Raw genomic sequence first — 25,676 nt, 5'->3', positions numbered from 1 at the left:
GTTATCTGCCTTGTCTCCTTTGATTCTATAGCTGTAGGCAGCAGCGAGATTATTTTGCGTTGTTGCCCATTCAAAAGGCAAAGCTTCTCTGGTGTAGACACCTAAAGCAGCAGTTAAAGCCGCGATCGCATTTTCGATGTTATCTGCCTTGTCTCCTTTGATTCTATTGCTGTAGGCAGCAGCAAGATTATTTTGCGTCATTGCCCATTGTTGAGGCAAAGCTTCCCTGGTTCTGACAGTTAACGCGACTTCATAGCCAGTAATGGCAATTTCCATATTGCTGGCTTTGCTGCCCAAAGGGAATTGCTGAATTAGATTGCTAAATCCAACAATAACTGCTGCTAATTCTTCCGCTTCATCTGCTTCCGCTTCCCCAAGTGTATTTGTCCCCCAACGGCGCAATATTTCTGCTAACACTCCGTCGAGTTTGTCTGTATTCGTTGCCAGCAAGGGGTAAACTACCTGTGCGTTACCTTTACTATCTGCTATTACTTTCAGCACTTGCTCTAAGAAATCTAAGTATTCTTGTTCTGTGGCAGTCGATGATAATTTACTAGAAACCCCAAGTTGCTGTCCTGCTATATTCATTAAACGATTAGCTTGGTCTAATTCGCCCTGCCTTAGTAGATTACTTGCCATTTCCAGCATCTTTTGTACTAAGCCAGCATCAATTAAATTTTGGTTTGCAGCCAAAATTTCTCGTACTTCATCGTCACTACGGCAATTGAACAGGTTTTGAATAAGGTTGAAATAGGCTTGTTGACGCTGTTCGTTCATGGATAAGGGCGTGAGAGTCGCACATATTTTATTATCAAAGAAATTCAACACCATCGCCCTAGATTCCAGAAACGGATAGATTTTCATCACAAATGATGTGTGTCTGACAATGAAAGAACCTCGTGGATGAGCGTTTTTTACTTGTGAACAGACAATATACTGATTTTGCGGTAAGCGTTGGCGCAGCCTCTCGTAGAGAAGCTATGCCGTTAGGCTTATCGCCTTCCTCGTCGCAGACATCACTCCTATAAAATAGTGCGTAGGCACAGCCCGCCGTAGGCATCGCCGATCTTGTACCTTACAATCAAAATAATAAGTAATATTAATCCTTATAAATTCCAAAAGGAGTAATTATGAGTACCGAAACAGCCCTATGGAAAATCATAGAAAATTTGCCCAGTTACCTGAAAATTGAACTTTTACATTATGCCGAATATTTAATCACTAAATCTTCAACACTTCCACAAGTCGAAGATGTAACCGTTTTAGAAACCAATACAGAAGAAAGAGAAAATTGGCAATCCTTCTCTTTAAATAACTTAAATCAATGTTATGCAGAAGATGAACCAGAATATGCTATAGAATCAATTAAAGAATATAACCCTAATTATGAAAGAAGGTAACATTATACTAACTCCTATTCCTCAAGCAAATGGAGAAATAAAAAACCGTCCTACGCTGATTTTGAGAGAAATACCAAAATATCAAGACTTTTTTATTTGTGGGATTAGTACACAATTAAAACAATATATTCCTAACTTTGACGAAATCATTTCACATAATGATGATGATTTTGAATCCAGTGGTTTAATTCGTCAATCTGTTATTAGATTAAGTTTTTTAGCTATCATTACTCGTAACAGTATAATTGGCTCAATTGGCACAATATCAACAGAAAAGCATAAAAAATTATTACATAATCTTAGTCAATATCTAATTCAATTAATAGAGTAATCGCCGCAAACATCAATCCTACAAAATAGTGCGGGCTACGTCAACGCATTTGTGATTTCGGGGTTCGCATTTATTATTTTTGCGTTTGCAATTATAGATTTGGCGATGCCTGGGTTGGGCTACGCTAACGCATTTGTTATTTCAGGGTACGCAATTGCTATTTCGGAGTACGCATTTGCTATTTCGGAGTATGCAATTGCTATTTCGGGGTATGCAATTGCTATTTCGGGGTATGCAATTGCTATTTCGGGGTATGCAATTGCTATTTCGGAGTATGCAATTGCTATTTCGGGGTATGCGTTTATTGATTTTGCGATTACTGTTGCTGATTTTACTTATTCTCAAACAACAAATCGATATGAAAAATGAGTAAAAATACAGGCAAACTCGTAATTATTTCGTTGAACTTTTAACGAGAGAAATCCACAAAACTACCCATCTCAGGCAAAAGCATACTCCACTATGTTGAAAAAGGAATTATTAAAAAAGGATGTGTTATGTCTTTAAAAACTCGTGGTTCTGCTGCTATTGACAAAGCCCAACTTCGTCTCGCCTTGCTTAAATCTATTGATGAAAATCTGGATTTAGGACATGGGTTAACCATTGAAGCTTACAACCACCTAATCAACACTACCCGTGCGATGGTAGAAGCTAATAATACGCTGGTTTCCAATCTGGAAGAATCGCGTAAAACAGTAACCCAGATGGATAAAGCTCTCTCCGAAATGTCTGAACGAATGCTAAGTGGAGTTGCAACTGTCTACGGCAAAAACAGTATGGAGTATTCCAAGGCTGGCGGCTCTAATCGAAAACGAAGTAAACAATCTAGTTCAAAAGTTACTCCACTTGTAGCGGTTCTTACTACTCAACCTACTCAAGCTGCAATTGCCAATGCGTCAACTAACGGTAATGGCACAACTCCTTTGCTGCAATAATCCACGCCTACTTAAACAAGAAACCAGAACCCCGACTTTTTAGAAAAGTCGGGGTTCTTTTTGTCGCCAACATTTTGTTATGTCGAGGATGCGATCGCTCCCGAATTAGTAGTAAATACTTGAATTCCTGGCACTGTCACATAATCACCATCATCAGAATCTAGGTTTGATGACAATAATTTGTCACAACGACATCAATGTGTCACCGATCGTAGATAATTAGTCACTGTATTATGATTTGTGTCAAACTTGACTATTGAGCAATACTTTTATCAAAGCCGATGATGGGATTTGAACCCACGGCCTGCTGATTACGAATCAGCTGCTCTACCACTGAGCCACATCGGCGTACACAATCTAAGAGTATAACATGATTTAATCATGATGGATCAAAATCGCAAAAATCGCCTTAACCCCGAACAATACGCCAGCCTCAAAGCAGAAATAGCCGCTCCTTATCGCGGCTTAAGACAATTTATTTACATTGCTTTTGGTGCTTCTGGCTCTATTGGCGCATTTGTTTTTTTCTTCCAAGTGCTTGCCGGACGCAATGTTGAGAGCGCTTTGCCAAGTTTAGCTCTCCAAGTAGGAATAGTTGCTCTCATGGTTTTCCTTTGGCGCTGGGAACAGCGTCGGCAACAACGCCCCCAATCAGGTAAAAATCCTAACTCCTGAAGGGAGAAATTTTAGCTAGTTAATTTTTGACTAAGTAGGTAGAGATAATTAAATATAAAATAAACTCATAGTTTGTAGTGAGCGATTTATCGCTCAGAGCAAGGATTATCAGGACTAAAGTCCTTACCACAAACAATAAATTTATTTCTGCCTAGATACTTACTTTCTTTGGATATAGCGATCCGCTTTGATTATTGAACTGACTTGCGTAGGCTGGGAGTAGGGAATAGGGAGTGGGGAGTAGGGAATAAGCCTTTTCGATTGGTACTTAATTTGTTCAGAAATCAAATAGGAGTCCTATATATCTTTATATTCTTCAAATTTATTAATGCTTTTATGAAGATTAAAATATCAAGAAAGAAAAAATAAAAAAATTATTAGGAAATCCCAAAAAGCAAAAATTTCTGGGAAAATAGAAATCATTGAAACGGGGTCAGCCAATATAAAGACCCTGACCATAAACTCAATCACATTCAAATGGGGTCGGCTATATTTAAAGACCCCAAATTTTATGTTTAGAAAACTCTAAAATTAATAAAAATCACATTATTTGGAAGCGCTAGACTGATAATTTGCTAGTCTGGCGCTTCCAATTTTGCTAACTAGACATTTATTGGGCTGTTACCAAATAGGATGAAGGAATTGGTTGAGCGCGTCCAGCATTGACAAGTGCTTGGTAAACAAAGGCAGCAACCTCGGCTCTAGTTGCCTGACGATTAGGATTGAGTTGCTTCACTGTGGGATAATTGATTACTAATTGCCGTGCAGTTGCCGCAGCAACAGGAGCGATCGCATAATTAGGAATCTGGGCAGCATCGGTGTAAAAGGAAAGGACATTCTGATTATTCGCAGTTAAGCCCAAACCATTAGCTAAAGCGACTAACACCTGTACTCTGGGGATTTGCTGCTGTGGCTTAAAAGTGCCATCGGGATAACCAGAAACAAATTGACTCTGGTAAGCAGATTGAATTGCAGCGTAAGCCCAAAAATTGGTTGCTACATCCTTAAACTTAATGCCTGCACGTTTGACTGGTGGCGTTAAGGCTTTAGTGACAATAGTGGCGAATTGAGCGCGGGTTACAGGTTCATTTGGTTTAAAGCTGCCATCAGGAAAGCCAGCAATAATATTTTGGGAGGCTAAAGCTTCGATGTAGGTTTTTGCCCAGAAATTTGCTGCCACATCTTTAAAGGCAACAGGCCCTCCAGGGGGTACATTAACAGCTGCGGCAACAAAATCTACTGAGCCAAAAATCTTTTTCTGATCGATATCGTTGCCAACAGCAATAATTTTACCTGTTTTGGTGGCGTTGTTCACATCATAACGAGTGTTATTGCGGATCAGATTACCACCAGGATTTTCGTTGGTGCCAAGGTCGGGTAAAGCACTAACAGTTGCTACTACTCCATCCCGCTTATTGTTCTGAATAACATTCTTACGCAATACAGGCTTCGCTGACTCTGAGATAAAAAGACCGTCTTGGTTTTGGACGATTTGGTTTTCTACAACTAGGGGTGTGGAAGTGCCACCGATCGCAAGACCAAAACCAGTATCCTGAAATAAGTTATTCCGAATTTCTCCTTGGGCAGCTTTAGCAATTGAAATGCCATTACCTTTATTTTGCACAAAGAGGTTACTTTCAATTTTGGGATTGCCTGTACCCGTGACAAAAACACCCTCTCGGACACTGTTAGTAAAAGTACTGTTTTTGATGATGGGATTAGTTGATTCCACCCACACACCCGTACCCCGGCTATTTGGGTTAGTAACGGTGACACCAGTAATAGTGGTATCTTGCTCGGCAAGGATGGTAATATCTTGTCTGGCAAAGGTGCGGCTAGTGTAGAAACCTCCACCTGTTATTAATATCCCCTGACCTTTACTAGCTTCATCACCCCGCAGTGTTACCCCTGGTTTCAGCAACAGTGGGAAGGTTTCGCCACTTTCTTGGTTATAGTTACCAGGTGCTAATTGAATAACTGTACCTGCTTGGGCTTGACTGAGAGCAAAACTTATGCTTTTGTAGGGTGTCGCTGAGGTTGCACCACTACCAGCCCTATCTGCACCACTTGCTGGATTAACGTAAATCGCTGCGGCTGTTATAGGAACTTGCGCTGTGAGAGTTGGGGCGATACCTGCTGAGTGAGTCGCACCAGCATTAACTTCATCCGGTAGTAGTAGTGAACCACTAGAAACAGCTAGCATTGCCGTGAGTCCGGCTCCCACGCGTAAAGTATATCTGAGATTACTGCTAGAAAGAAGGCGGAAATTTTTCGCTAGAGAAATGTGAAAACCCCGATATTTCATTTTTTGAGTCTGTGATGTGCTGAATTACGGTATGTTGAACAAGGTTTTACAATAGCTACAAGGCTACTATGAAACCCATGCAAAACTATACTGGATGATTAGCACTGATTCAGCTAAATTCCTTAGATACATCACAGAACTTATACATTAGTTATATTAGACATCTTCAGAAATTAATTACACGTTACGTATAAATACTTGTAAAGACGCGTTAGCGCTGGGATTAGCCCCGCTTTAACGCGTCTCTACATTCTTTTTCACCAGATGTCTATTGTGTTATTTAGAAAATTCTACTAGTAAGCTAAAGTTTCTAAAGTTTCCCTTAAATATCGCTGTACTTGCTGTTCCAGACGAATTCCCTGTAATTGGGTATCGCGTTCCAGTTGCCAGCGCTGAAAACCGGAACTAGTAGAGATCGCGCACTTAAGGCTATACCAAATTTCAGTATCAGCAGAAAATTGGCGATCGCTAGAAGCTGGAATTTGAGCCATAGTTCCTCATTCCTTTATTTTAAACTTCAACGGTAATGCGGCATGGGGCATACAAGTAAAAAGAACCAAGTAAAAAGTAAAAAGAAAGATAAATTCAATATTTCTTTTAACTTTTAACTTTTAACTTTTAACTTGTTTCTCTCCCCCTGCTCTCCTCTCTAGCCCTTTAAAGTAAAATAATATACTTTACGGGCTGCTACGAATCTGTATTTATCCTAAACAAGGATTGCAGTAGTCGGGGCACGATTTGATTAACCCGCACCCCTAAAATGGTAAAGTCTTGCTTAATCTTTTCTAAAGATAATGGTTCTATGCCAGCGAATTCTGTCTCATTAATCACCAAAACTCGCATTACACTCACAGGTATTTGTAAAAATAGATTGCAGCCCAAAAAGGCTAACCCCGCAAGCACTAGTGCCAGGCTGCGCCATTGTGGAAGAAATTTAGCTGAATTTGCGACTAATGGGGCAATTTGGTAAAGATTCCACAGTATCCAAACCGACAATACTGCTGCCAGTAATGCCAGGATACGATTTAACTTTGTATTAATTAAACAGAGAATTTTTCGCTGCCGTTCAGTCAAATTTTCTGGCTTCAGGGCTATTCCTAAAAGAGCAAATATATAAAAAGGGCGACGCAACTGCATCCACAACAGAGGGAGAACACCAATGGCGGCAACTAAGAATAGCTCCATCCAGACTGGTAAAAACGGCTCCCCTACAGACAAGAAAAATAAACAGAGTACTAAAAAAACAGGCAACGTCGCTAATCCAGCGACGTGAATCCACAAAATAGGTTCAGAGCGAAATGAATGCATATTATAAAAAGTTGTGAGTTAAGAGTTAGGAGTTAGAAATTAGCAGCCTTTAGCTCCTAACTCCTAATGTATCACTCCTAACTTCTAACCATTTTACCCTCAACACTATCTCGTTAAGGTGAGAGTGCGGCGCTTCGTAACCATCTGATAGGATTCGATGATGTCACCTTCAACCCAATCATTGAATTTATCGATGCCGACACCGCATTCATAACCAGCGTTGACCTCACGGGTATCTTCTTTCATCCGTTTTAGGGAATCAAGGACACCTTCAAATATCACCTTACCGCCGCGTCGCACCCTGACTTTGCAGTTGCGAACTAGCTTACCAGATTGAACGTAGCAACCGGCAACCGCACCACGACCGACTGGGAAGACGGCACGTACTTCGGTTTGACCCAAGGGTTCTTCCACCAACTCTGGTTCCAAAAGACCTTCCAAGGCATCTTGGATATCTTCTAGGAGTTTGTAGATGACGTTGTATTCCCGGACATCTACACCTGCTTCATCGGCGGCTTGTCTAGCACCACTGGCAAAGGTGGTGTTGAAGCCGATAATTACAGCGTTACTGGCAGCAGCTAAGTCGATATCTGTCTCGGTGATTTCCCCAGCAGTCGCCAACAGCATCCGAATTTGGACTTCGTTTTGTGGAATTTGCTTGAGCGCTCCCACAATGGCTTCTACGGAACCTTGTACATCTCCTTTCAAGATCAAGTTGAGTTCTTTCAACTCGCCTTCTTGGGCTTGAGCCGACAGGGTTGTGAGGGTAACACGTCCCTGTAACAGGCGGGATAGGCGTTGTCTATCGGCGCGATCGCTAGCAAGGGATCTGGCTTCTTTTTCGTTCTGGAAGACCTCGAACTCATCGCCGGCTGCTGGCACATCACTTAAACCTAGTACCTCGACAGCAAAGGAAGGAGAAGCAATATCTACTCTCTTGCTTCTGTCATCCACCATTGCCCGGACTTTACCGAAGGCCGAACCAGCTACCAAGATATCTCCCACACGCAGGGTGCCATTCTGAATTAGCAGGGTAGCAACTGCTCCCTTGGCTTTATCCAGATGCGCTTCAATAACAGTTCCTTTGGCAGCACGATCTGGGTTAGCAGATAGTTCTCCAACTTCTGCTACCAGCAGAATCATTTCTAAGAGCGTATCCAGATTTTCACCTCTGATAGCGCTTACGGGAACCATGATTGTCTCACCGCCCCAGTCTTCTGCTGTCAGACCATATTGGGTCAGTTCTTGTTTAACCCGCTCTGGCTGTGCCCCTTCTTTGTCAATTTTGTTGATGGCAACAACAATTGGCACTCCCGCAGCTTGGGCGTGACTAATGGCTTCGATGGTTTGGGGACGGACACCATCATCAGCAGCCACTACTAACACGGCAATGTCTGTTACTCTAGCTCCTCGTGCCCGCATCGCTGTAAAAGCTTCGTGACCAGGAGTATCTAAGAAAACTATCTGCTGTGGTTTACCCTCATGTACCAAATCCACATGGTAAGCACCAATGTGTTGAGTGATACCGCCAGCTTCGCCAGCAGCCACTTTGGTTTTGCGGATTGAGTCGAGCAGGGTTGTTTTCCCGTGGTCTACGTGACCCATAATTGTCACGACTGGAGGACGGCGGTGGAGATATTCTCGGTCTTCTGCACCGACCATTTCCGTGATTTTCCGAGCTTCTGCTTCTCGTTCGACGGTTTCAACTTCTATTTCTAGTTCTTTTCCTACCAGAGTAATTGTGGGAATATCCAGATTTTGGGTGATACTCACCGCCATGCCTTTCAGGAAGAGGATTTTGACAATCTCTGTATCGGCAACGGCTAAAACGTCAGACAGTTCTTGCACTGTCAACGGCCCTGTAATCGTCACTTTTTCGGGGCGTTCGCGCTTGGTCTCAGCTTCTTGGCGACGGTTTTGGTGATGGTCGCGGCCAGAACCAGACCGAGAACCAGACCGAGAACCAGATTTTTTCGCTCTTGCAGTTGGGGCGCTAGCAAGGGTTGCACCTGGCATCTGTACAGGTCGAGTCGCTTTCGGTTTAGGAGGACGAGCAATGGAAAGGCTGACTTGGACTGTGGCTGGTGAGTCGATATCGTCATCATCCAACAAATCTTCTTCAAACTCATCATCAAGGATGGGCTTGATCCGCTTGCCTTTAACGCCAGCTTTTGCCTTCTCTTTAACTTCGTCAATGATTTCCTCTTCTACCCACTTTTTACCGCCTTTGGTCGGGCGAGGCGGACTTGGGCGTTTCAAATCGAGGAGATCAGGAGTGACTGGTTCATCACCCAATCCTTGAGATTTGCCCGCTAGTCCTGACAACTGTCTGGGTGGAGTAGCGATCGGCATTGCCGCTGCTACAGATTCACCTGGGCGTGCTGGTCTGGGTCGTTGCCCCTCTCCCAGTTGTGATGGTGCAGATGGTCTATTGCCCCTTGGCTCTGGTCTGCTGGGTGCAGGGGTGGGACGACTTGTCCTTTGTGGCGCACCGACTGGGGACTGGTCTGTTGGCAGTTTAGCGACTCTTGGCTTAATTTGTTCGCGATCGCCTTCTGCGGGTCGTACCCGTTGATCGCGTTTGAGGATCGGTTTATCTGCCGGAGATCCCGGCTGTTCATCTGCCACCGGGGCTTCTTCCGCCGCAGGTCTGGCTGGAGGAGCAACTAGTTGCGGTTTGATCGGTTTTTCCGATTTCGGTCTGGGTGCAACTGTTTTTTCCGGTTTTGGGGATGCTATTTTTTCCGGTGCTGGATTTGGATTAGGCGTTTGTTCCAAGTCAGCGATCGGAGATTGGATCTGGGGTTGCTCTTTAGTCTCAGATTGAGTCCGGGGCACAGGTCGAGTTGGTGCTGCCGGTTTCAGGGGTGAGACTGGTGTAGCGAAAGGCCGTGGAGGAGAGGGAGGATTAGCTTCAGACAAGGCAGCTTGGGTATTGTTAGCAAGTGACGCCTCTGGGGCGTTGGGAGTAGTATTTCTCAATATTTTGGGTTTGCGTATTTCCAAAATTTGCTGTTTGTGGGGTGCAGCAGGTCGGTTACGTCCGCCGTTGGGTGGTGAATTTGGCTTATGGCTGGTTGTACCTAGTTCCTTTTTGGCAGACACACTCGTAGCTGCAAGCTTTTCTGCTGCCGCCCGGATATTTTCTGCCTCGGATTCTGAAATCGTGCTGCTATGGCTTTTGACCGCAATATCGAGCTGGTCGCAAATTGCTAGTAGCTCTTTGTTATCCAAATTCAATTCCTTTGATAATTCATAAATTCTAACTTTGCCGTTGTTCATCCACTCTTCCCCTTTAATTTACAGTTTTAGCGGATGGTTGCCTGGTTTGCGACATCTCCATCCTTGGATTACTGTTTTTAGACTGCCGTTCAGTTTTTGCCGGTGCCTCCAATCAGGAAAGAGAGATGTTTCGGTTTAATAATGGCATCCCCACCAGGAATGGTGGTTGAGGGATACCCATAAAAACTTCTTAAATAAAAGATTTTTATAGGAACCCTTGACGCCGAACTGCGCCTGAGCGCTACCAGGTTGCCATTTTGTAGTTTCTTGTTTTGGTGATTCTGAGTCTTCCACAACACAATCGATTACATCTTGTTCTGGGAATGTTGCCTCGCCCCTCTTTTTATTGGAGAGCCGAATGCTTTCTACACCCATTTACTATTTTGGCACTAACCTTAACGATCAACAGAGGGTGTGATGAAAGCACGACTCCGGCTTTCGACACAATGCCTCTGATGATTACGTCACAAAGTTGTTCCAACTAAATTTGGTTTTGGGTATTACTGCGGACTAAACGCTGCGACAAGCTTTGGTACAGTGTTTCTGGCACTGATGCATGTAGCGATCGCCCTAGTCGATTTTTTTTTTGAGCCACTTGTAAGCAACTCGTTTCTGGACAAATATAGGCGGAACGCCCCATGCCCTGATCTAATTGTACCTTTCCCGATGGAAAGACGCGGACAATCCGCCAAAACTCATCTTTTGAGCCTACTTTCCGGCAACTAATACAGCGCCGATAATTTGGTTTCATCGGTTCTCTATGATCTCAGCCCAGGATAATGGAAGTAAAAAGAAGTTTATTATGACTATTTTTTACCTATACCCAGCATTTTTGAGAAAATAATCCTTGAGACTGAGACTACAATCTACAGTATCAAAACTTTACAAAATTAATCAATTATTCATCATCGTTGTTGTCAAAACTATCTTCCTCTTCTAATTCTTCCTGACTTTCATCCTCGAATTCTTCCTCATATTCCAGATCATCTTCCTCTGATTGATATTTTGTTCTGACGGCTGCAAATTTGGCATCCTCTCCTGCAAAGTCATACTTAGCTTTGTCTTTGATGTCTATTTTCCAACCAGTCAGGCGGGCTGCCAAACGGACGTTTTGTCCTTCTTTGCCGATAGCCAAACTCAATTGATCTTCAGCCACCAGTACGTGAGTTTGCCGTGATTCCGGGTCCATTAGGCGTACTTCATCTACTCGTGCTGGACTTAAGGCATTAGCAATGTATGTTGCTGGGTCTGGCGACCAGCGAATTACATCTATTTTTTCACCGCGTAATTCGTTGACTACCACTTGAATTCGCGATCCCCTGGCTCCAATACAAGCGCCTACTGGGTCGACATCGCGATCGAGAGTATCTACTGCTATTTTAGTTCGGGGGCCGACATAACGAGAGGGAGGGTTTGCCTCCCTAGCGACGGCAACAATCCGTACCACTTCATCTTCAATTTCTGGGACTTCGTTGGCGAAGAGATAAACGACTAAACCAGCATCAGCACGAGACACAAGCAACTGTGGCCCTCGTTGCTGACCTTGGGAAACTTTTTTGAGATAGACTTTGAAGGTGGCATTTGCCCGATAATTATCGTTGGGTAGCTGTTCCCGCTTCGGTAATTCGGCTTCTACTTCTGGCTGACCAAAATTACTGGTGACTGCCAAAACCACTGATTGCCGCTCAAACCGCAAGACTCTTGCTTGCAGGACTGTTCCTTCTAAATCTTGGAACTCTTCTTGCACCATTTGGCGCTGTTGATCCCGTAATTTTTGCGCCAATACCTGCTTAGTTTGCATCGCCGCCATCCGCCCAAATTCTCCTTGGTCGGGGGTAACATCCAGCACTACAGAGTCCCCTAACTGCGCTTCGGGAGCGACTTGTTGAACTTCGTCTAGGGAAATTTGGTGGTCTGTGTTATTGACTTCTTCAACAATGGTTTTGGTGGAAAGAACGCGAAAGCCTTCTCCTTCAATATCAAGTTCTACTTCAAAATTTTCAAAATAATCTTCGTCAAACTGTCTGCGCTCTAAATTTTGGGCACGGCGATAACGTTCATAGCCTTTGAGTAGGGCTTCTCTAATCGCTGATTGAACTGCAAGCCGGGGTAAATTGCGATCGCGACTTATACTTTCAATTAATTCTTTTAATCCAGGTAAAGTAACCATTGACATAAGCAATCTCCTTTAAGAATTAGGGACTGGGGACTGGGGACTGGGCATTGGGCATTGGGCATTGAAAAGAGGCACAGGGGCGGGGTGCGGGGGGCGGAGGGGAAAATTCTTCTCCCTTGCTCCCTGCTCCCTGCTACCTGCTCCCTGCTCCCTAGTCCTAGTCCCTAGTCCCTAGCCTCTAGCCTTTAATCACTCGTTTATCGGCGCTCGTCTAATTGCACCTTAGTAATTAGGGAACGGGGAATTTCGACTACACGACCTTTTTGGTTTAAGTAAAGTGTTGTCTCGTCCCGGCGAATCAACTGACCTATCCACTCTTGTTGTCCGTCGTAGGGGGGCGTTGTGGAGATAATGACAGGAAATCCTTTAAAGGAAATAAACTCCCTGTCTGTTACCAGTTGCCGCGCAATACCAGGACTAGAAACTTCCAAGACGTATTTATCTGGAACGATTTCCGCAGCATCTAAGGAGGCTTCTAAAGCACGGCTCATCCTCTCACAATCATTCAAACCGGTGTCTTGTTCAGGATTGCGAATATCTACCCGCAACACTGGGGGACTTTGGTTGGTGTGAAAAACCACTCCAACCACTTCTAATCCCAGTCCTTCTGCTACTGGTGTCGCCAAATCAATAATTTGTGGAACTAAAGGATGAGCCATGAGAAAATTCAATAAAAAAAGTGGGCGTCGACCCACTTCCTGCGATAGGTATATCTTCCAAGAAGTCTTGTGACGAACCAAATGATGATTCGCCTAATTCGAGTTTAGCGCATTTCTTTTATAGTCGTGCATTGGGGACTGGGGATTGGGGACTGGGGATTGGGGATTGGGAATTGGGGACTCAGGTTAAGTACAATTAATTAATTGGTAGCAAATTATCTGTGTACCTCTGCGTCTCTAACCTGCGGGAAGCTAAAGCGCCTATGTGTTTAAATTTCAACCCTTAATTAACGTGAGTTTAATTAACTACGCCATGATTTTACGCAAACCTCTACTAAGAACTAGGAACTAAATTATCCCCAGTCCCTAATCCCCAATCCCCAGTACCCAATCCCTCTACCCTTCCCGTATTTTTGGGAGAGTATTACCTTTATCAACTACTACTGGAACTGATGTTTGTGTTCTTAGCTTCCGGGTTTGCTCGATAATTTGGTCTATGTCTTCTTGAGATAAACGCTGGACGTAGTTGAGTTTTATTTCCTCTAAGAAGTCAAAAAGTAAACTCTGAATTTCTGAGAGTACGTGTCTTTCCTTGATTTGAGATCCCAGTACTTTGGTGAAGCTTTCTACTAGTTGACTGGTGAGTTTTGCGCCCACAGGGTCTTCAACAGCGTTAACTAACGTTTTGTAAAGATTAGTTGTGATTTGAGTCGCCAATTGTTCGCTTAACTGGGTTTGAGCCTGTCCCACGCCGGGGAGATTCTGGAGGTTGCGGTAGACGGGGACTTGATGCAAGACGGTTTCGATGTTGTGGCGCAAAATGGCAACGATCGCAGGTTGAATATCAGGTAACACTTGGTAAACTATTGTTTTTACCAAAAGACCTGCGATCGCTTCCACTTCATTCACATTATTAATATCTATGTAGGGACGTAAATTTTCTTGTTGGGAGAGCCAGCTTGTTAATTCACCTCGCTGAATTGAACCCTGAATCTGATTAATCACTCTCACCACGACAATTTCTGTGAGTTCTTCCGCAAAATTGGCTACAATTCCCTGATTAAGTTGTCGCCGTACTGGATGCAAATTCAATAACCGCGCTTGATCGAGGCGGATTACTATAGGTATGATCCGCAACCACCGCCAAAAAGGCAGTAGTAAAAATAGGTCGTACCAACGCCACAATACTGCTTCTAACCAGCTTAAACCAGGATGTTGTCGTCTGAGCAAGAAGGTGCGCCCCAGCAATTCTACGCCAAATAAAATTACAAAGAATAAGTCAATAACCCAGAAATCATCAACAAATTCGCCATTTTCCCCAATTTTGCGGTAGTAGTTAGAGGCAATTAAAGGGCGAATGCTATCGTTGAAAAAATTAATTTCTTGAACCCAGCCTTTTTGTGATAAATACGACTGACTCCAAAAAGTGGCAAAGGACTGTTTTGCAGATTCGTTGTGGATGCGATCGCGCATCCGCTTTTTGATTTTTTCCAGAGTACCACTCTTATTCACTCCCGCAAACGGGTTAGTGTCAATCATCTCGTTGCTCAGACGCCTGATTTCTTCTAGCCTGCTATTGACTTGAGGCGACTGTAACCCTGTTTGGCTGACTTGTTCTTCTAATGCCTTTACTAGTTCTAAATAATTTTTCGTCTCTCGATGGCGTTCAATACCTTTTATGGGGTCATAAATCTCAACAATTTGGGGAAGTTTTCGCAAGTATAAATCTCGCCAAGGTACGTAACTTAAATCAAACAAAACTAAACCTAAATTTACGGCGGCAGTAATTGCCATAAATCTTTCAAACCAAATATTACGCTGTTTAGAAGATTTTACGTTTCTCATTATTTGTCATATATTATACATGTTGAGAGCATTGATAATTTGAAGAAGAATTCAGAAGTCAGAATGGGCTACGCCCCGCTGCGCTAACACGAGTCAGAATCAAGACGTTCTCTACGAGACGCTGCGCTATCCGCTTTTTCGGTCAAAATTCATTCTGTTAGCGGTAGCGGGACGTTTAGCCCATTCTGACTCCTGATTCCTGAATTCTGTTCGATAAGCTCTTTGGCTTAATTAATTTTCGGCTATTTCCAAGAAATTACAGCTATTTACAGTTGAGTAAACTCCAGCTAAAAGGGTAGTTAGAAACCAAAACCACACGAGGCTTTAACCGCCTGTGTGAGTACCAGTCCCCAATCCCCAGATCAAAGAGTCTATTCGATTCAAATGATAACTGTTGTATCTCTGCTAATACAAGATACTTCTTTTGATGGATGATATAAATCAGTTTTTGTGTGTACGGCTAAATTTTACAAAAATAAGTCAAAAATTATTCAAAAATCATGAAATAATCGTGAAAAAAGTTATTAAACAAACTTAAAATGCAGCTGTTAACCTTTATAATCCTGCTGATTTAACCCAAAGGAGTTTTGAATATGTGGTGTGGGTTTGGAAAATCAAGCGCAACCTTTGCTGTTACTTGCCTGGTGACTGCTAGTTTAGTAATTGCAGACACCGGTTTCGCAGCCCCTCAGCGTAGCTATACGCCCCAGCAATTCCGTGAGGTATTGCGGGGATTAGGCTATAACGTCAAGATAACAAACACTGCTTTGACGGACGAAGAAACTAAAAAGGCAATTCGAGAATTTCAGACCGGTTATAAGCTAAAACCAGTTGATGGGATAGCAGGGCCAAAAACCCAAGATTTTGCTGCTAATATCGTTAAAATTCTGCACACAAATTTGAATGCAGTGGTGAAGCCCAATCCTCCCCTCCCGCGCGATCATTTTTATGGTTCTCGCACGGAAGAAGTGGTGAAGGAATATCAGAAGAAATATCAGCTGCAAGAAACTGGAATTGCTAATTTAGCACTCCGCCAAAAGCTAAATGAAGAAGCAAAGACAGTTGTGAGTCAGCCGACGGCTAAACCAACAGCAACACCGACACCGACACCGACGGCTAAACCAACAGCTAAACCGACGGCTAAACCAACAGCTAAACCGACGGCTAAACCAACGGCTAAACCAACGGCTAAACCAACAGCTACCCCAACGGCTACCCCAACGGCTACCCCAACAGCTACACCAACAGCTACCCCAACAACTACACCCTAGTTGCCACAAACAACTCCTACCTCAGAACCACTCAAGTCCTCTGATTTGGTTCTTCTAAGGGTCTACCCTTAGGTGTAGGTAGAATTGGAAGGCGTTCATTGTAAGGCATAGGAATGTACTGCACGCTGGGTTTCCCTCCTTGGGATTGTGGGTACAGATCCATGAGATCGTAAATAGAGTGGGGCAGTCCGACGGTTACGGGCAGCCCCATTTCTGTTGCTTCTTCAATAGTGATGGGATAGTCGTGAGTGACACGCCCAGTTGTTAGGGCTTCGATAATCGGTTCGATATTTTCTGGCAGAACTTTTTGTTTGGGTATACTGTCTTTCAGGAGAGTTCGCACAAATCGCTGCACTTGCTGAATTGCTTTGCGTGAGAGGTCAGCCATAATTAAGGTTTGGTCATCAATCTCACTGATGGGTTTATCTTCAACTACTTTCAGGATACTAGCTGCGGGGTAATTACCCAATTGGGGATCAACAGGCCCTAAGACAGCGTTAGCATCCATAATAATTTCATCAGAGGCGATCGCAAGCATTGTACCGCCACTCATAGCATAATGAGGTACAAAGACTGTAACTTTTGCCTGGTGGCGAATTAAAGCTCTAGCGATTTGTTCGGTAGCCAAAACCAAACCACCAGGAGTGTGCAAAATTAAGTCAATGGGCACATCTGGAGGTGTGAGGCGAATTGCACGCAATATTTGTTCTGAGTCTTCGATAGTAATGTAGCGAGATATCGGAATTCCCAGAAAGCTAATGGACTCTTGGCGGTGAATTAACAAAATTACCCGACTTTTGCGTTCCTGCTGGAATTCTTGTAAAGCACGCAAACGCCGATATTCTATTTGACGTTTTTGCCAAAGGGGTTGCAAAGAAGTCAGAAGGAGAAAAATCCAGAATAAATCACCAATACCAAAGCCCATATATCTAATTTATTGTTCAAAAATCACGGTTGCCGTCATTATTGTGACAAATTTGGGGCGATCGCAATTCTATCTGTAGGTTTAAAAGTAGGGATTATCTTTTTACTTTTTACTTCTTAAGCAGCCTGAAGTACTGAATACGCAACTACGTTGCTGTTCCTCAAGGGTTTTCGGCATACTTCTTAAAAGTTGTTGTGAAGCCATTTTGAAGACTCAGCGATCACCGAAGTGATCCATATTGCCTCATTGTAAGATTGGCATATATACAGAAATGCCTATACCCATCAGTGACAGGTTAACCTCACCTTCACGTTGTATCAGTTTGACCCATAAATCCACGTTTATATTCGGACTAATAATCATTTGATGCGCTTCTTTTGTGAATTCCGCACGAAATCGGATGGAATTGGGGTGTTTCCCAATGAAAAACACGGTAGGTTCGCCGTCTTGTTTCATCGAGACTGCCTTATCCCAACGACAAATATTGATGCCCACTTACTTAGATACGAAAATATTTAGTTATGTCAAGACTGGCTTATAAATTTTCGGACAGTTCTTCTGCGATTCAAAAGCTTTTGGCTTCTATCAACCTTGCAAAAAAACCATTCAAGTGGCTGCGTTCATTATACCGCAGGTGGTTTTTTATCAATCAGTATGTCTTAGCCGAACAGGAAGCTGAGAAGGGTATTGGTGTGAAAAATGTTCGCATAATTCACCCCGCTCAACGCATCTATATTGCTGACCCAGACCAAGACAAATTCGTTTCAATTAGTAAATATTATCGCGATGGATGGTTTGACAGACCAAATATCTTTGTATGTGAAATTCCCAATGCTTATATTCATGTTAAAACAGGACTAGTCTGCACGCAAGATTTCAAAGCGATCGCCGATTTTGGGCTGGAACATCGAATGGGTAACTATGCGCTTTTTAATGGGCCAAAACCGATTTTGGCAAGGAGAGTTAGCGGTGTCTACTCAACTATTACTTATACCGATTCAATTGCTAAAAATTTTTGGCATTGGATGGTGGACTGTCTGCCAAAGATTCATGCAATGACAAAGGTTGTATCGAATACAAAGATTATCCTGCTGATGCCACAGTCTGCTAACGAATTTCAGAGGGAAACTCTGCGTTGCATCCTTCCAGAAAACTTTGAAGTCAATTATATTGATGGCAATGAATGGATACAAACAGAAAATTTGTTGTGGACATCTCTTGTTTCTAATCTATGTATAGGTTTGTTGCCAAAAGATTATTACGAGGCTGTCCGAAATCCAGTTTTTAAGCAATTTGATCTCCCAGCATTGCATACGAAAACCGAGCGCATTTACATTAGCAGGAAAGGTGCAAAACATCGGCGTGTAAACAATGAAGACGAAGTTATGAAACTTTTGGAAAAATTTGGATTCCGTATGATCCTATTGGAAGAGCTTTCATTCCGGCAACAGGTCGAGCTTTTCCATCGGGCTGATATTGTAGTAGGGCCGCACGGGGCTGGGCTGGGGACTATTTTCTTTTCAGGTAATATCGATGTTTTAGTGCTTTATTCCACGCCAAATCCTCCAAATTATTTTCATTCTTTAGCCAAAGGGCTTGGACAAAGGCATTATTTTGTATGTCACAATAAACAGAATGAAGATGATAGCTTTACAGCAAATATACCAGAACTAGAAAGGGTGCTAAAAGAAGAGTTGCGTCTGAAGTCACAGCCAGAATATCGGAGAGTATAGCTGGGGTGTTTCCACAGGATGGGAGAGGGAATCCAAAACACAAAAAACGTGCCGAGTTTCTAGAAACTCTCAAGGGTTTTCTCTATTTCTCTAATACGTCCTTAATCATTTCCCCTGAATTTATTGATGGGGATTATCTTTTTACTTTTTACTTCTTAAAGATGGTCGCCAAATCTTGATAGTGTCGTCATCACCACCGCTAACTAGGGTTTGCCCATCGGGACTGAAGGCGACGCATCTAACATAGTTGGAATGCCCTGTAAGTGTGCTGATTTCTCTGCCACTGTGTACGTGCCACAGTTTGATAGTGTTGTCCCAACTGCCACTTGCGAGAAATTGTCCATCCTGGCTAAAGGCGACTGACCAAACGGAATCAGAATGACCAATGAGAGTACGAATTTCTCTGCCTGTATTTACATGCCACAATTTGATAGTGTTGTCACCACTGCCACTAGCGATAATTTCCCCGTCCTTGCTGAAGGCGATACAGTTGACAAAGAAGGAATGACCTGTGAATGTATAGATATTTCTGGGGGTGTATCCTTGCCACAGTTTAATTGTGTAATCATTACTGCCACTAGCCACTAGCTGTTTATCCTGGCTATTGGTTGCAGGCGTTCTCGGACAGTAAGCGACTGATGAAACTGCGTCGGAATGACCTGTGAGAGTTTGGATTTCTATGCCAGTACCCACTTGCCACAGTTTGATTGTGCAGTCAGCACTGCCACTAGCCAAAAACTTGCCATCTGGACTAAAGGCAACAGAATTCACCCAGTTGGCATGACCAGTGAGAGTACGAATTTCTTTACCTGTGTTGACATCCCATAATTTGATGGTGTTATCCCAACTACCGCTAGCTAAGATTCCTCGATTTAGGTCTGTAACTCCCGTAGATTTGCCGGAATCTCCTTGATAAGAAAAGCTTGCAGAAATTGGGCTAAAGGCGACAGAATGAACCATACTGGAATGACTAGAAGACCAACGACCGAGTTGACGCACTAGCTTGCCAGTACCTATTTGCCAAAGTTTGATAGTCTTGTCATTACTGCCACTAGCAATAAATTGCCCATTTGGGCTAATGGCGATCGCATGAACCATACTAGAATGACCTTTAAGGGTCTGCACACATTGCCAGTTCTGTCGATCTAATACAACAGGTGGAGGTAGTTGCTGTCTAGGTGTGACAATTAAGGTAGAAGTTATTTCTGTTATATCTTCCCCACCATCAGAACCCAATAAATCCAACCATTCCTGCACAGATTGGGGACGGTAGGTTGACTCCAAATCCATGCCGCACATAATAGCCTGATTTACCCTGTTGCTGATGTTGGGATTAAAATATTGTGGTGGTTCTAAATTAATATTATGACGCCTATCATCTGCACTTGTTGGTACAACTGCGGTAAGTAAATTATACAAAGTAGCGGCTAGGGCATAGATATCAATGTATTCTCCTCGTGGCGCTTCTGCTTCATACTGCTCAGGAGGGGCAAAACCAGGAGTGCGATATACAGTATGCCTTTGAATTACATTAGGAATAAATTCTCTAGCAATGCCAAAGTCTATCAGCACTGCTTCTGGTTTATCAATACGGATCATGATATTGCGTGGTTTGAGATCCCGATGCAGCAGTCCTTTAGAATGAATTAGGGTCAAAGCGCTGCCAATTTGTCGGATATACAGCAGTGCTTCTGCTTCTGATAGCACCCCTATTCGCTTCAAACGCTGTCCCAAGTCTTCGCCTTCGATATAATCCATCACCATGCAGGGCAAATTCCCCTCATCAAAGATGGTTTCTATCTGTACTATATGAGGATGGTGGCACACAGCCAGCCTAACTGCTTCATCACGAAAGTCTTGCCGCAACTTGTTTCGGTGGAGTATCCAGGCGGGGTGATTCAGGATTTCTTCTTTGAGGGTTTTAATCACTCGCTGTTGATTCCGTTGATTTCTGGCAAGATAAGTGATGCCAATTCCGCCTTCACCTAGTTGGCTTTCGATAATGTAGCGTCCCCCGAATAAAGACTTTCCTGCATTCCACACCATTAGTAATATTTGACAATTGCTGGTATTTATTTTGGCACGGCATCAGAACAGCCCACCGGAATTTTTGGGAATTCCATTTGAATTGCTGTTGTAGATTTTTACAACTTAGTTACTTAGAGAACATTTTCATTAACCTCAATAATTACTAATAGTATAAAGTTGGATATATTCTCATAGTTTTAGCTCAACTATGTCTTTACACTAAAATTTTTAGTTGATTGCTCATGCTAGAGTAAACGATGACTTTAGCCATATTTGTTCATAATAATTTGACTTGTCGATAATCTAAAATTATGCTAAAGAATCTAAATCTGAAACAAAAATTTACAATTCTGCTACTGGTAATTCTGACATTCGGTCTGAGCTTGACTGGGTTTGCTCTTTCCTCTCTACTTAGAGAAAATGCTAAACAAGATATTAGCTCAACTGGTCTTATGCTCATCCAAACAATGAGTTCTGTTCGTAAATACACCAGCACTCAAGTGAATCCAGAGCTAGTTGATAAATTGGCTACTGAATTTTTGCCACAAACCGTGCCTGGATACTCAGCACGGGAGGTATTTGAAATTTTACGAAAAACAACAGAATACCGTGATTTCTTTTACAAAGAAGCAACTCTCAATCCGACAAATCTTCGGGATAAGGCTGATGGTTTTGAAACGGAAATTGTAGAAAGGTTCAGAAATAAATCAGACCTTAAAGAAGTAAGTGGATTTCGCTCAATTCCAGGTGGGGATATCTTTTATATTGCTCGTCCCTTAGATGTTTCTGAAGAAAGCTGTCTGAAGTGTCATAGTGTGCCCGAAGCTGCACCTCAAAGTATGATTACTCTTTATGGCGCAGCTAATGGATTTGGGTGGAAGCTTCATGAGATTGTTGGCGCTCAGATTATATCAGTACCGGCGAATAATGTCATCAGTAAAGCGAATCACTCTTCTTTACTAATTATTTTGATTGTATCAGCCATATTTATCGTGACTATCCTGTTAGTCAACTTGTTCTTGAATCGACAAGTTGTGATGCCTCTCAAACGTATGACTCGCATAGCTGAGGAAGTCAGTACGGGACACATGGAAGTTGAATTTGAGCAGATGTCTAATGACGAAATTGGTAATTTAGCTAAAGCCTTTAAACGGATGCAGTTAAGTTTAGAAATGGCAATGAAAAGAATCAAACGCACCCAGGGAGGTACAGGGGATTAAATTCAAAATTCAAAATGACGCTCTCTACGAGACGCTAAAAGCGAACGATGACTCGCTAACGCTGCGCTAACAAAATTCAAAATTAAAGACATTTCAGATGTTCGTATAGCGTCTCGTAGAGAAGAGAAGTGCCAAGCGATAAGTTAAGAGCGTTTTGGCAACTGACGCTCCTCCGTCGCTAACGCTAGTGCTAACGGGGATTTAAACCCCGACTGAAATGGGTGCTACATCGTAGATTGCAGGTTTTTAAACCCTTTAATTTAACCTGAGTTCGATGAACCTCTCCCTCCCAACCTCCTTTTCCGTTTCGGAAAGGGAGGAGCAAAGAAAAATTAAGCTTTTTGCTCCCCTCTCCGTGTCGGAGAGGAGCTGGGGAAGAGGTCAAATAAGACTTGTCGAACTCACGTTAATTTACGATAGCTCGTAATGACACTTGTGGAATAAATTGAAAATCCAAAATTGTTTGACTTAAAGCCACAGAATTAGTTACAGGATTAGAAATGATTCCTAAATCTGTGGTGTATAAGTCTCTATGAAAACAAGCTTTTTTTGAATTCAAAAGCTGCTTGAAAGCTAGGAATTTCCCTAGCTAAGAGTTCAATAAATTGGTCAGGTGAAATATAAGGATTTTGAGCTAATATTTCTTCTATAATCAGATTTGCCATTGGGCCAATGTGATAAGCTAGCTGTTGCTGACAATGTTTAACAAATGCTGGCTGGAGTGAGGGTTGTTGTTGTTCAATTCGCCCAGTTTGTGGATTAGTAGGTGAACTAAAAATTGTTTCTTCAGTTTGGTTATATGATTGCGATATGTCCGACATCGCCTTAAATTCAGGGTTAAATGCCGTGGGAGGCAAATCATCAACCATAATTGCAGGAGACGCTGCTACTTCTAGTTCTTCAATACGCTGTAAATCTATAATAACTTCCCTGGCTGTTTGGTATCGTTTGTTAGGCCTATCTGCCAACATACAATCAAGTATTTGAGCGAATTCATCAGTGACATAGGTATAATAACGCCAGTTCCACTCTAGGGAGTATTGATCCATTAGTAAAGATGGATCTCTACCTGTGAGTAGTACAATAGCAGTTACACCCAAAGCATAAAGGTCACTAGAGGGTGAACATAAACCCAGGCTAATCTGTTCGCGGGGAGCATATCCCACTTTCCCGACGAGGGACATCTTGCCAACAAACGTTACCTGCTGGTTAGAATTTCTTCCCTCGTTTATATCAGTAATTTGTTTACCTACACCAAAATCAATCAGCACTGGCAAATTATTGCCATCAGGTAACATGATGTTGTCAGGAGAAATATCTCGATGGATAATGTTGTGTTGGTGGACATATTCCAAAACAGGCAGCAGATTCTTTAGCCACTGTATAACTTCGTCTTCAGAAAAGTTTCTCCCCTGACGTTGAAGTTCTCCTAGCAGTCTAGAATATGTTTTACCATCGACATACTCTTGTACTAGGAAAAGCCTACCATCTCCTTCAAAGCAAGCCAAAAACTTGGGAATTTGAGGATGTTGCAATTGATGAAGAATTTTTGCTTCTCTTTTAAATAAGTTGCGATATTGTTCCAGTCCACTTTCTCCTGTGCCAATGGGTGCAAATTCTTTGAGAACACAAGCTTCATTAAAACGACGAGTGTCAAAGGCCAAATAAGTACGTCCCAATCCTCCCTGTCCTAGAAGTTTTTGGATGATATAGCGGTTATCGATTAGAGTTCCAGCAGCTATTTCTGGCCTTGTGATATGAGATTGTGACATCATCATCGCACTCCTAGCGATTTTATTTTTGATAAATTATCTAGTTTGCTGAAAGTCAGAAACTCTAGCAGATAAAGGCTGATAACATCCTTAAAATTGAGGTTAGCACCACTATCGAGACAAGGAAATACACTTTTCTACAATCTTCTGATGGTCTTGTGTTATCAAACAAACAGTTTTTACTTGGGTAGCTCGATCATACTACTCATACTTAGATATTTTAGCCGCCGCGACATCATCCGTGTCTGCGGTCATATCTGCGAATATCGTCTTTTGATTCGCTGCTGTACTTTGTTTTACCCCTAGTAGACCAATTGGCACTGAGTTGGGGAATAATGATGAGTGCTGAGTGCTGAGTTCCGTTAGCAGTAGCGGGGCTACAAAAAACTCCTGAAGCTACAAGAATTCATCTAGTTCATCAGGATTGACACCTAACTGACGCAAACGTTCTGTTAATTGTTCTACTTTTCGCTTGGCTTGAGCAGTCTCTTGTTTAGCTTCTGTAGCTTCTTGTTCCGCAATCATAGCTCGTTGAGTTGCAGCGGCGGCTTCCTCTGTGGGTGCAGGAATTAATTCTCCTGCCAAAGTGAACCACCTCAACCACAACCTTTCAATATCTCGAAATGAACCTTGCCATAAGCCTAAACTTAAATTTATCTCTGGCATTAGCAGGTATCCATTAGTCAAGTTCATCGGTTCATAGTGACCGCCGACTAACTGAAAAGCCCGAAGTTCATTAGTGTAGCGACTAAAAACAACGTAGTAGGGAATCCGCAGAATTCGCTCATAAACTTCCCATTTGCTAGGAGGTTTATCTGCTGCACTTTCTCTTCTTGTGCCTAAATCTTCGTCTTCCGTACCTGGGGATAATAACTCAACAACTACGAAGGGGTTTGCTGGTTCTTGCCAAGTTACATAACTTAACCGTAAGTCTTGCCCTTTGTATAACTTTTCTACACCTACCACACCAAACCAATCTGGGCGTTTATACCACAAAGGATGCTGTAAATCATAGTAGAGATTAAGATCAGCCGCACTGTAAACTAGTTCGGGATTCCAGTTAATGGGCTGAAAAGTTAAGTATAAAAGTAAGGGTTGTAAAAAGTGAAAATCGTCTGGCAAGCCTGGTTCCTCTGGGTTGTCACTTGGTAAATCATACATCGTTGGTAGAGTTTCCCAAGGAGGAAGCGGCGGGTCAGATTGAGGGATGTAATGGGGAGAAGAAGTCATAATAAAAATTGGGTTTGATATTTTTTGGCTCTACCGTACTGATTATGCTAAATTCACAGTTTCTAAAAGGGAATAGGGAATAGGGAACAGAAGCGAATAGATGTGTACTGAGTCTTTTCACGCAATCAATTAGGATTCCTATAGAAGTAATAATGTTATTTCACAACTAGCTACGAAGTGCTAGCGCACCGCTTTGCTAACGCCAAATTTTGAGATCGCTTCTGCTACTATTATCTCTAAATGTTCGGTTTCCTTGGATCAAATGCCACTGGACTTTAATCGTGAAACTTGCTCAAGGTTGGTAATTAGCGAGATATCACTTATTTAAAGGTATAAAAAATTTTCTTAATTGCTGATAAATAACTATTACTTTCTAAATTACTTGGGGAATACTGAAATTTAGTACCATTAAAGGTGTATGAAAAATGGCAGATAATAAAGTCAGTGCAAAACTTTCCTCCGCAGACAGGGAAGCCGTGATGCAAGCTAAGCTATTCCACATTTAACTTGCAATAGTAATATTGCCCTTATTCTTAACTTTTCTTCCCCATTTAATAATTAACTCTCCTTGATTTAACAGC

General features: G+C 42.6%; 21 protein-coding genes, 1 tRNA gene and 1 pseudogene. 8 read left to right on the top strand and 15 right to left on the bottom strand.

Going from position 1 to position 25,676, the window contains the following annotated elements:
* A pseudogene (locus tag V7L07_RS01950) lies at positions 1–864 on the bottom strand (hypothetical protein); the annotation flags it as partial.
* Between the two features lie 266 nt (positions 865–1,130).
* Between V7L07_RS01950 and V7L07_RS01945 the strand changes: the two are divergent.
* From V7L07_RS01945 to V7L07_RS01930, 4 genes are all read left to right on the top strand, one after another.
* Complete coding sequence (locus tag V7L07_RS01945) at positions 1,131–1,400, top strand: DUF2281 domain-containing protein (protein WP_334783989.1); 270 nt, start codon at positions 1,131–1,133, stop codon at positions 1,398–1,400.
* A complete protein-coding gene (locus tag V7L07_RS01940) occupies positions 1,387–1,731 on the top strand; it encodes a type II toxin-antitoxin system PemK/MazF family toxin (RefSeq protein WP_335054558.1) in 345 nt (114 codons plus the stop codon). The genes V7L07_RS01945 and V7L07_RS01940 overlap by 14 nt, the downstream gene beginning before the upstream one ends.
* A gap of 51 nt (positions 1,732–1,782) precedes the next feature.
* A complete protein-coding gene (locus tag V7L07_RS01935) occupies positions 1,783–2,100 on the top strand; it encodes a hypothetical protein (RefSeq protein ID WP_335054556.1) in 318 nt (105 codons plus the stop codon).
* A gap of 128 nt (positions 2,101–2,228) precedes the next feature.
* Entirely contained in the window at positions 2,229–2,666 is a 438-nt protein-coding gene (locus tag V7L07_RS01930) for a hypothetical protein (RefSeq protein ID WP_335054554.1), read from the top strand.
* 276 nt (positions 2,667–2,942) lie between these two features.
* On the opposite strand, the gene V7L07_RS01925 is transcribed toward V7L07_RS01930, so the two are convergent.
* Positions 2,943–3,014 (bottom strand) — tRNA-Thr (locus V7L07_RS01925).
* Positions 3,015–3,047: 33 nt separating this feature from the next.
* On the opposite strand from V7L07_RS01925, the gene V7L07_RS01920 reads away from it, so the two are divergent.
* Positions 3,048–3,341, top strand: coding sequence for a DUF3493 domain-containing protein (locus tag V7L07_RS01920; RefSeq protein WP_335054552.1), 294 nt, complete (start codon positions 3,048–3,050; stop codon positions 3,339–3,341).
* 610 nt (positions 3,342–3,951) lie between these two features.
* Here V7L07_RS01920 and V7L07_RS01915 read toward each other — a convergent pair.
* From V7L07_RS01915 to V7L07_RS01875, 9 genes are all read right to left on the bottom strand, one after another.
* Complete coding sequence (locus tag V7L07_RS01915; protein WP_335054550.1) at positions 3,952–5,646, bottom strand: DUF1565 domain-containing protein; 1,695 nt, start codon at positions 5,644–5,646, stop codon at positions 3,952–3,954.
* Between the two features lie 293 nt (positions 5,647–5,939).
* Positions 5,940–6,137, bottom strand: coding sequence for a hypothetical protein (locus V7L07_RS01910; RefSeq protein WP_179066571.1), 198 nt, complete (start codon positions 6,135–6,137; stop codon positions 5,940–5,942).
* A 196-nt stretch (positions 6,138–6,333) separates the two neighbouring features.
* On the bottom strand, positions 6,334–6,954 hold the full coding sequence (locus V7L07_RS01905; protein WP_335054548.1) for a low-complexity tail membrane protein: 621 nt from the start codon (positions 6,952–6,954) through the stop codon (positions 6,334–6,336).
* A gap of 105 nt (positions 6,955–7,059) precedes the next feature.
* Positions 7,060–10,236, bottom strand: coding sequence for a translation initiation factor IF-2 (gene infB / locus V7L07_RS01900; protein WP_335054546.1), 3,177 nt, complete (start codon positions 10,234–10,236; stop codon positions 7,060–7,062).
* A 135-nt stretch (positions 10,237–10,371) separates the two neighbouring features.
* Positions 10,372–10,611: a hypothetical protein gene (locus tag V7L07_RS01895; protein ID WP_335054544.1), complete on the bottom strand. Its 240-nt coding sequence runs from the start codon at positions 10,609–10,611 to the stop codon at positions 10,372–10,374.
* A 106-nt stretch (positions 10,612–10,717) separates the two neighbouring features.
* Positions 10,718–10,987, bottom strand: a complete 270-nt coding sequence (locus V7L07_RS01890) for a YlxR family protein (protein ID WP_335054542.1) — start codon at positions 10,985–10,987, stop codon at positions 10,718–10,720.
* A 147-nt stretch (positions 10,988–11,134) separates the two neighbouring features.
* Positions 11,135–12,412, bottom strand: a complete 1,278-nt coding sequence (nusA, locus tag V7L07_RS01885) for a transcription termination factor NusA (RefSeq protein ID WP_335054540.1) — start codon at positions 12,410–12,412, stop codon at positions 11,135–11,137.
* Between the two features lie 197 nt (positions 12,413–12,609).
* Entirely contained in the window at positions 12,610–13,071 is a 462-nt protein-coding gene (rimP, locus tag V7L07_RS01880; RefSeq protein WP_335054538.1) for a ribosome maturation factor RimP, read from the bottom strand.
* Between the two features lie 396 nt (positions 13,072–13,467).
* A complete protein-coding gene (locus V7L07_RS01875; RefSeq protein ID WP_335054536.1) occupies positions 13,468–14,916 on the bottom strand; it encodes a hypothetical protein in 1,449 nt (482 codons plus the stop codon).
* Between the two features lie 593 nt (positions 14,917–15,509).
* On the opposite strand from V7L07_RS01875, the gene V7L07_RS01870 reads away from it, so the two are divergent.
* Positions 15,510–16,187 (top strand): peptidoglycan-binding domain-containing protein, encoded by a 678-nt coding sequence (locus V7L07_RS01870; RefSeq protein WP_335054534.1) that lies wholly within the window; start codon positions 15,510–15,512, stop codon positions 16,185–16,187.
* Positions 16,188–16,218: 31 nt separating this feature from the next.
* On the opposite strand, the gene V7L07_RS01865 is transcribed toward V7L07_RS01870, so the two are convergent.
* On the bottom strand, positions 16,219–17,112 hold the full coding sequence (locus tag V7L07_RS01865) for an SDH family Clp fold serine proteinase (protein WP_335054532.1): 894 nt from the start codon (positions 17,110–17,112) through the stop codon (positions 16,219–16,221).
* A gap of 521 nt (positions 17,113–17,633) precedes the next feature.
* Here V7L07_RS01865 and V7L07_RS01860 point away from each other — a divergent pair.
* Positions 17,634–18,845, top strand: a complete 1,212-nt coding sequence (locus V7L07_RS01860; RefSeq protein ID WP_335054530.1) for a glycosyltransferase family 61 protein — start codon at positions 17,634–17,636, stop codon at positions 18,843–18,845.
* Positions 18,846–18,986: 141 nt separating this feature from the next.
* Here V7L07_RS01860 and V7L07_RS01855 read toward each other — a convergent pair whose 3' ends face one another.
* Positions 18,987–20,891: a serine/threonine-protein kinase gene (locus tag V7L07_RS01855; protein WP_335054528.1), complete on the bottom strand. Its 1,905-nt coding sequence runs from the start codon at positions 20,889–20,891 to the stop codon at positions 18,987–18,989.
* A gap of 293 nt (positions 20,892–21,184) precedes the next feature.
* Between V7L07_RS01855 and V7L07_RS01850 the strand changes: the two genes are divergently transcribed.
* Positions 21,185–22,093 (top strand): Tll0287-like domain-containing protein, encoded by a 909-nt coding sequence (locus V7L07_RS01850; protein WP_335054526.1) that lies wholly within the window; start codon positions 21,185–21,187, stop codon positions 22,091–22,093.
* Positions 22,094–22,623: 530 nt separating this feature from the next.
* Here V7L07_RS01850 and V7L07_RS01845 read toward each other — a convergent pair.
* Together V7L07_RS01845 and V7L07_RS01840 are read right to left on the bottom strand one after the other, a co-directional pair.
* Positions 22,624–23,865, bottom strand: a complete 1,242-nt coding sequence (locus V7L07_RS01845; protein ID WP_335054560.1) for a serine/threonine-protein kinase — start codon at positions 23,863–23,865, stop codon at positions 22,624–22,626.
* A 396-nt stretch (positions 23,866–24,261) separates the two neighbouring features.
* On the bottom strand, positions 24,262–25,095 hold the full coding sequence (locus tag V7L07_RS01840; RefSeq protein WP_335054524.1) for a Uma2 family endonuclease: 834 nt from the start codon (positions 25,093–25,095) through the stop codon (positions 24,262–24,264).
* Positions 25,096–25,676 lie beyond the last annotated feature (581 nt).

The organism is Nostoc sp., assembly GCF_036916985.1.
Lineage (GTDB): Bacteria > Cyanobacteriota > Cyanobacteriia > Cyanobacteriales > Nostocaceae > Nostoc.
The sequence above is the reverse complement of the archived record's forward strand: the minus strand, read 5'-3'. Positions and strand labels throughout refer to the sequence as shown.

Bases quoted from the DNA above. Each gene is read 5' to 3' on its own strand.
- V7L07_RS01915 (WP_335054550.1), bottom strand. From the start codon at position 5,646: ATGAAATATCGGGGTTTTCACATTTCTCTAGCGAAAAATTTCCGCCTT.
- V7L07_RS01855 (WP_335054528.1), bottom strand. From the start codon at position 20,891: ATGGTGTGGAATGCAGGAAAGTCTTTATTCGGGGGACGCTACATTATC.
- V7L07_RS01905 (WP_335054548.1), bottom strand. From the start codon at position 6,954: ATGCATTCATTTCGCTCTGAACCTATTTTGTGGATTCACGTCGCTGGA.
- V7L07_RS01895 (WP_335054544.1), bottom strand. From the start codon at position 10,611: ATGGGTGTAGAAAGCATTCGGCTCTCCAATAAAAAGAGGGGCGAGGCA.
- V7L07_RS01840 (WP_335054524.1), bottom strand. From the start codon at position 25,095: ATGACTTCTTCTCCCCATTACATCCCTCAATCTGACCCGCCGCTTCCT.
- V7L07_RS01845 (WP_335054560.1), bottom strand. From the start codon at position 23,865: ATGTCACAATCTCATATCACAAGGCCAGAAATAGCTGCTGGAACTCTA.
- V7L07_RS01910 (WP_179066571.1), bottom strand. From the start codon at position 6,137: ATGGCTCAAATTCCAGCTTCTAGCGATCGCCAATTTTCTGCTGATACT.
- V7L07_RS01850 (WP_335054526.1), top strand. From the start codon at position 21,185: ATGCTAAAGAATCTAAATCTGAAACAAAAATTTACAATTCTGCTACTG.
- nusA (WP_335054540.1), bottom strand. From the start codon at position 12,412: ATGTCAATGGTTACTTTACCTGGATTAAAAGAATTAATTGAAAGTATA.
- V7L07_RS01940 (WP_335054558.1), top strand. From the start codon at position 1,387: ATGAAAGAAGGTAACATTATACTAACTCCTATTCCTCAAGCAAATGGA.
- V7L07_RS01945 (WP_334783989.1), top strand. From the start codon at position 1,131: ATGAGTACCGAAACAGCCCTATGGAAAATCATAGAAAATTTGCCCAGT.
- V7L07_RS01930 (WP_335054554.1), top strand. From the start codon at position 2,229: ATGTCTTTAAAAACTCGTGGTTCTGCTGCTATTGACAAAGCCCAACTT.
- infB (WP_335054546.1), bottom strand. From the start codon at position 10,236: ATGAACAACGGCAAAGTTAGAATTTATGAATTATCAAAGGAATTGAAT.
- V7L07_RS01875 (WP_335054536.1), bottom strand. From the start codon at position 14,916: ATGAGAAACGTAAAATCTTCTAAACAGCGTAATATTTGGTTTGAAAGA.
- V7L07_RS01920 (WP_335054552.1), top strand. From the start codon at position 3,048: ATGATGGATCAAAATCGCAAAAATCGCCTTAACCCCGAACAATACGCC.
- rimP (WP_335054538.1), bottom strand. From the start codon at position 13,071: ATGGCTCATCCTTTAGTTCCACAAATTATTGATTTGGCGACACCAGTA.
- V7L07_RS01865 (WP_335054532.1), bottom strand. From the start codon at position 17,112: ATGGGCTTTGGTATTGGTGATTTATTCTGGATTTTTCTCCTTCTGACT.
- V7L07_RS01890 (WP_335054542.1), bottom strand. From the start codon at position 10,987: ATGAAACCAAATTATCGGCGCTGTATTAGTTGCCGGAAAGTAGGCTCA.
- V7L07_RS01870 (WP_335054534.1), top strand. From the start codon at position 15,510: ATGTGGTGTGGGTTTGGAAAATCAAGCGCAACCTTTGCTGTTACTTGC.
- V7L07_RS01860 (WP_335054530.1), top strand. From the start codon at position 17,634: ATGTCAAGACTGGCTTATAAATTTTCGGACAGTTCTTCTGCGATTCAA.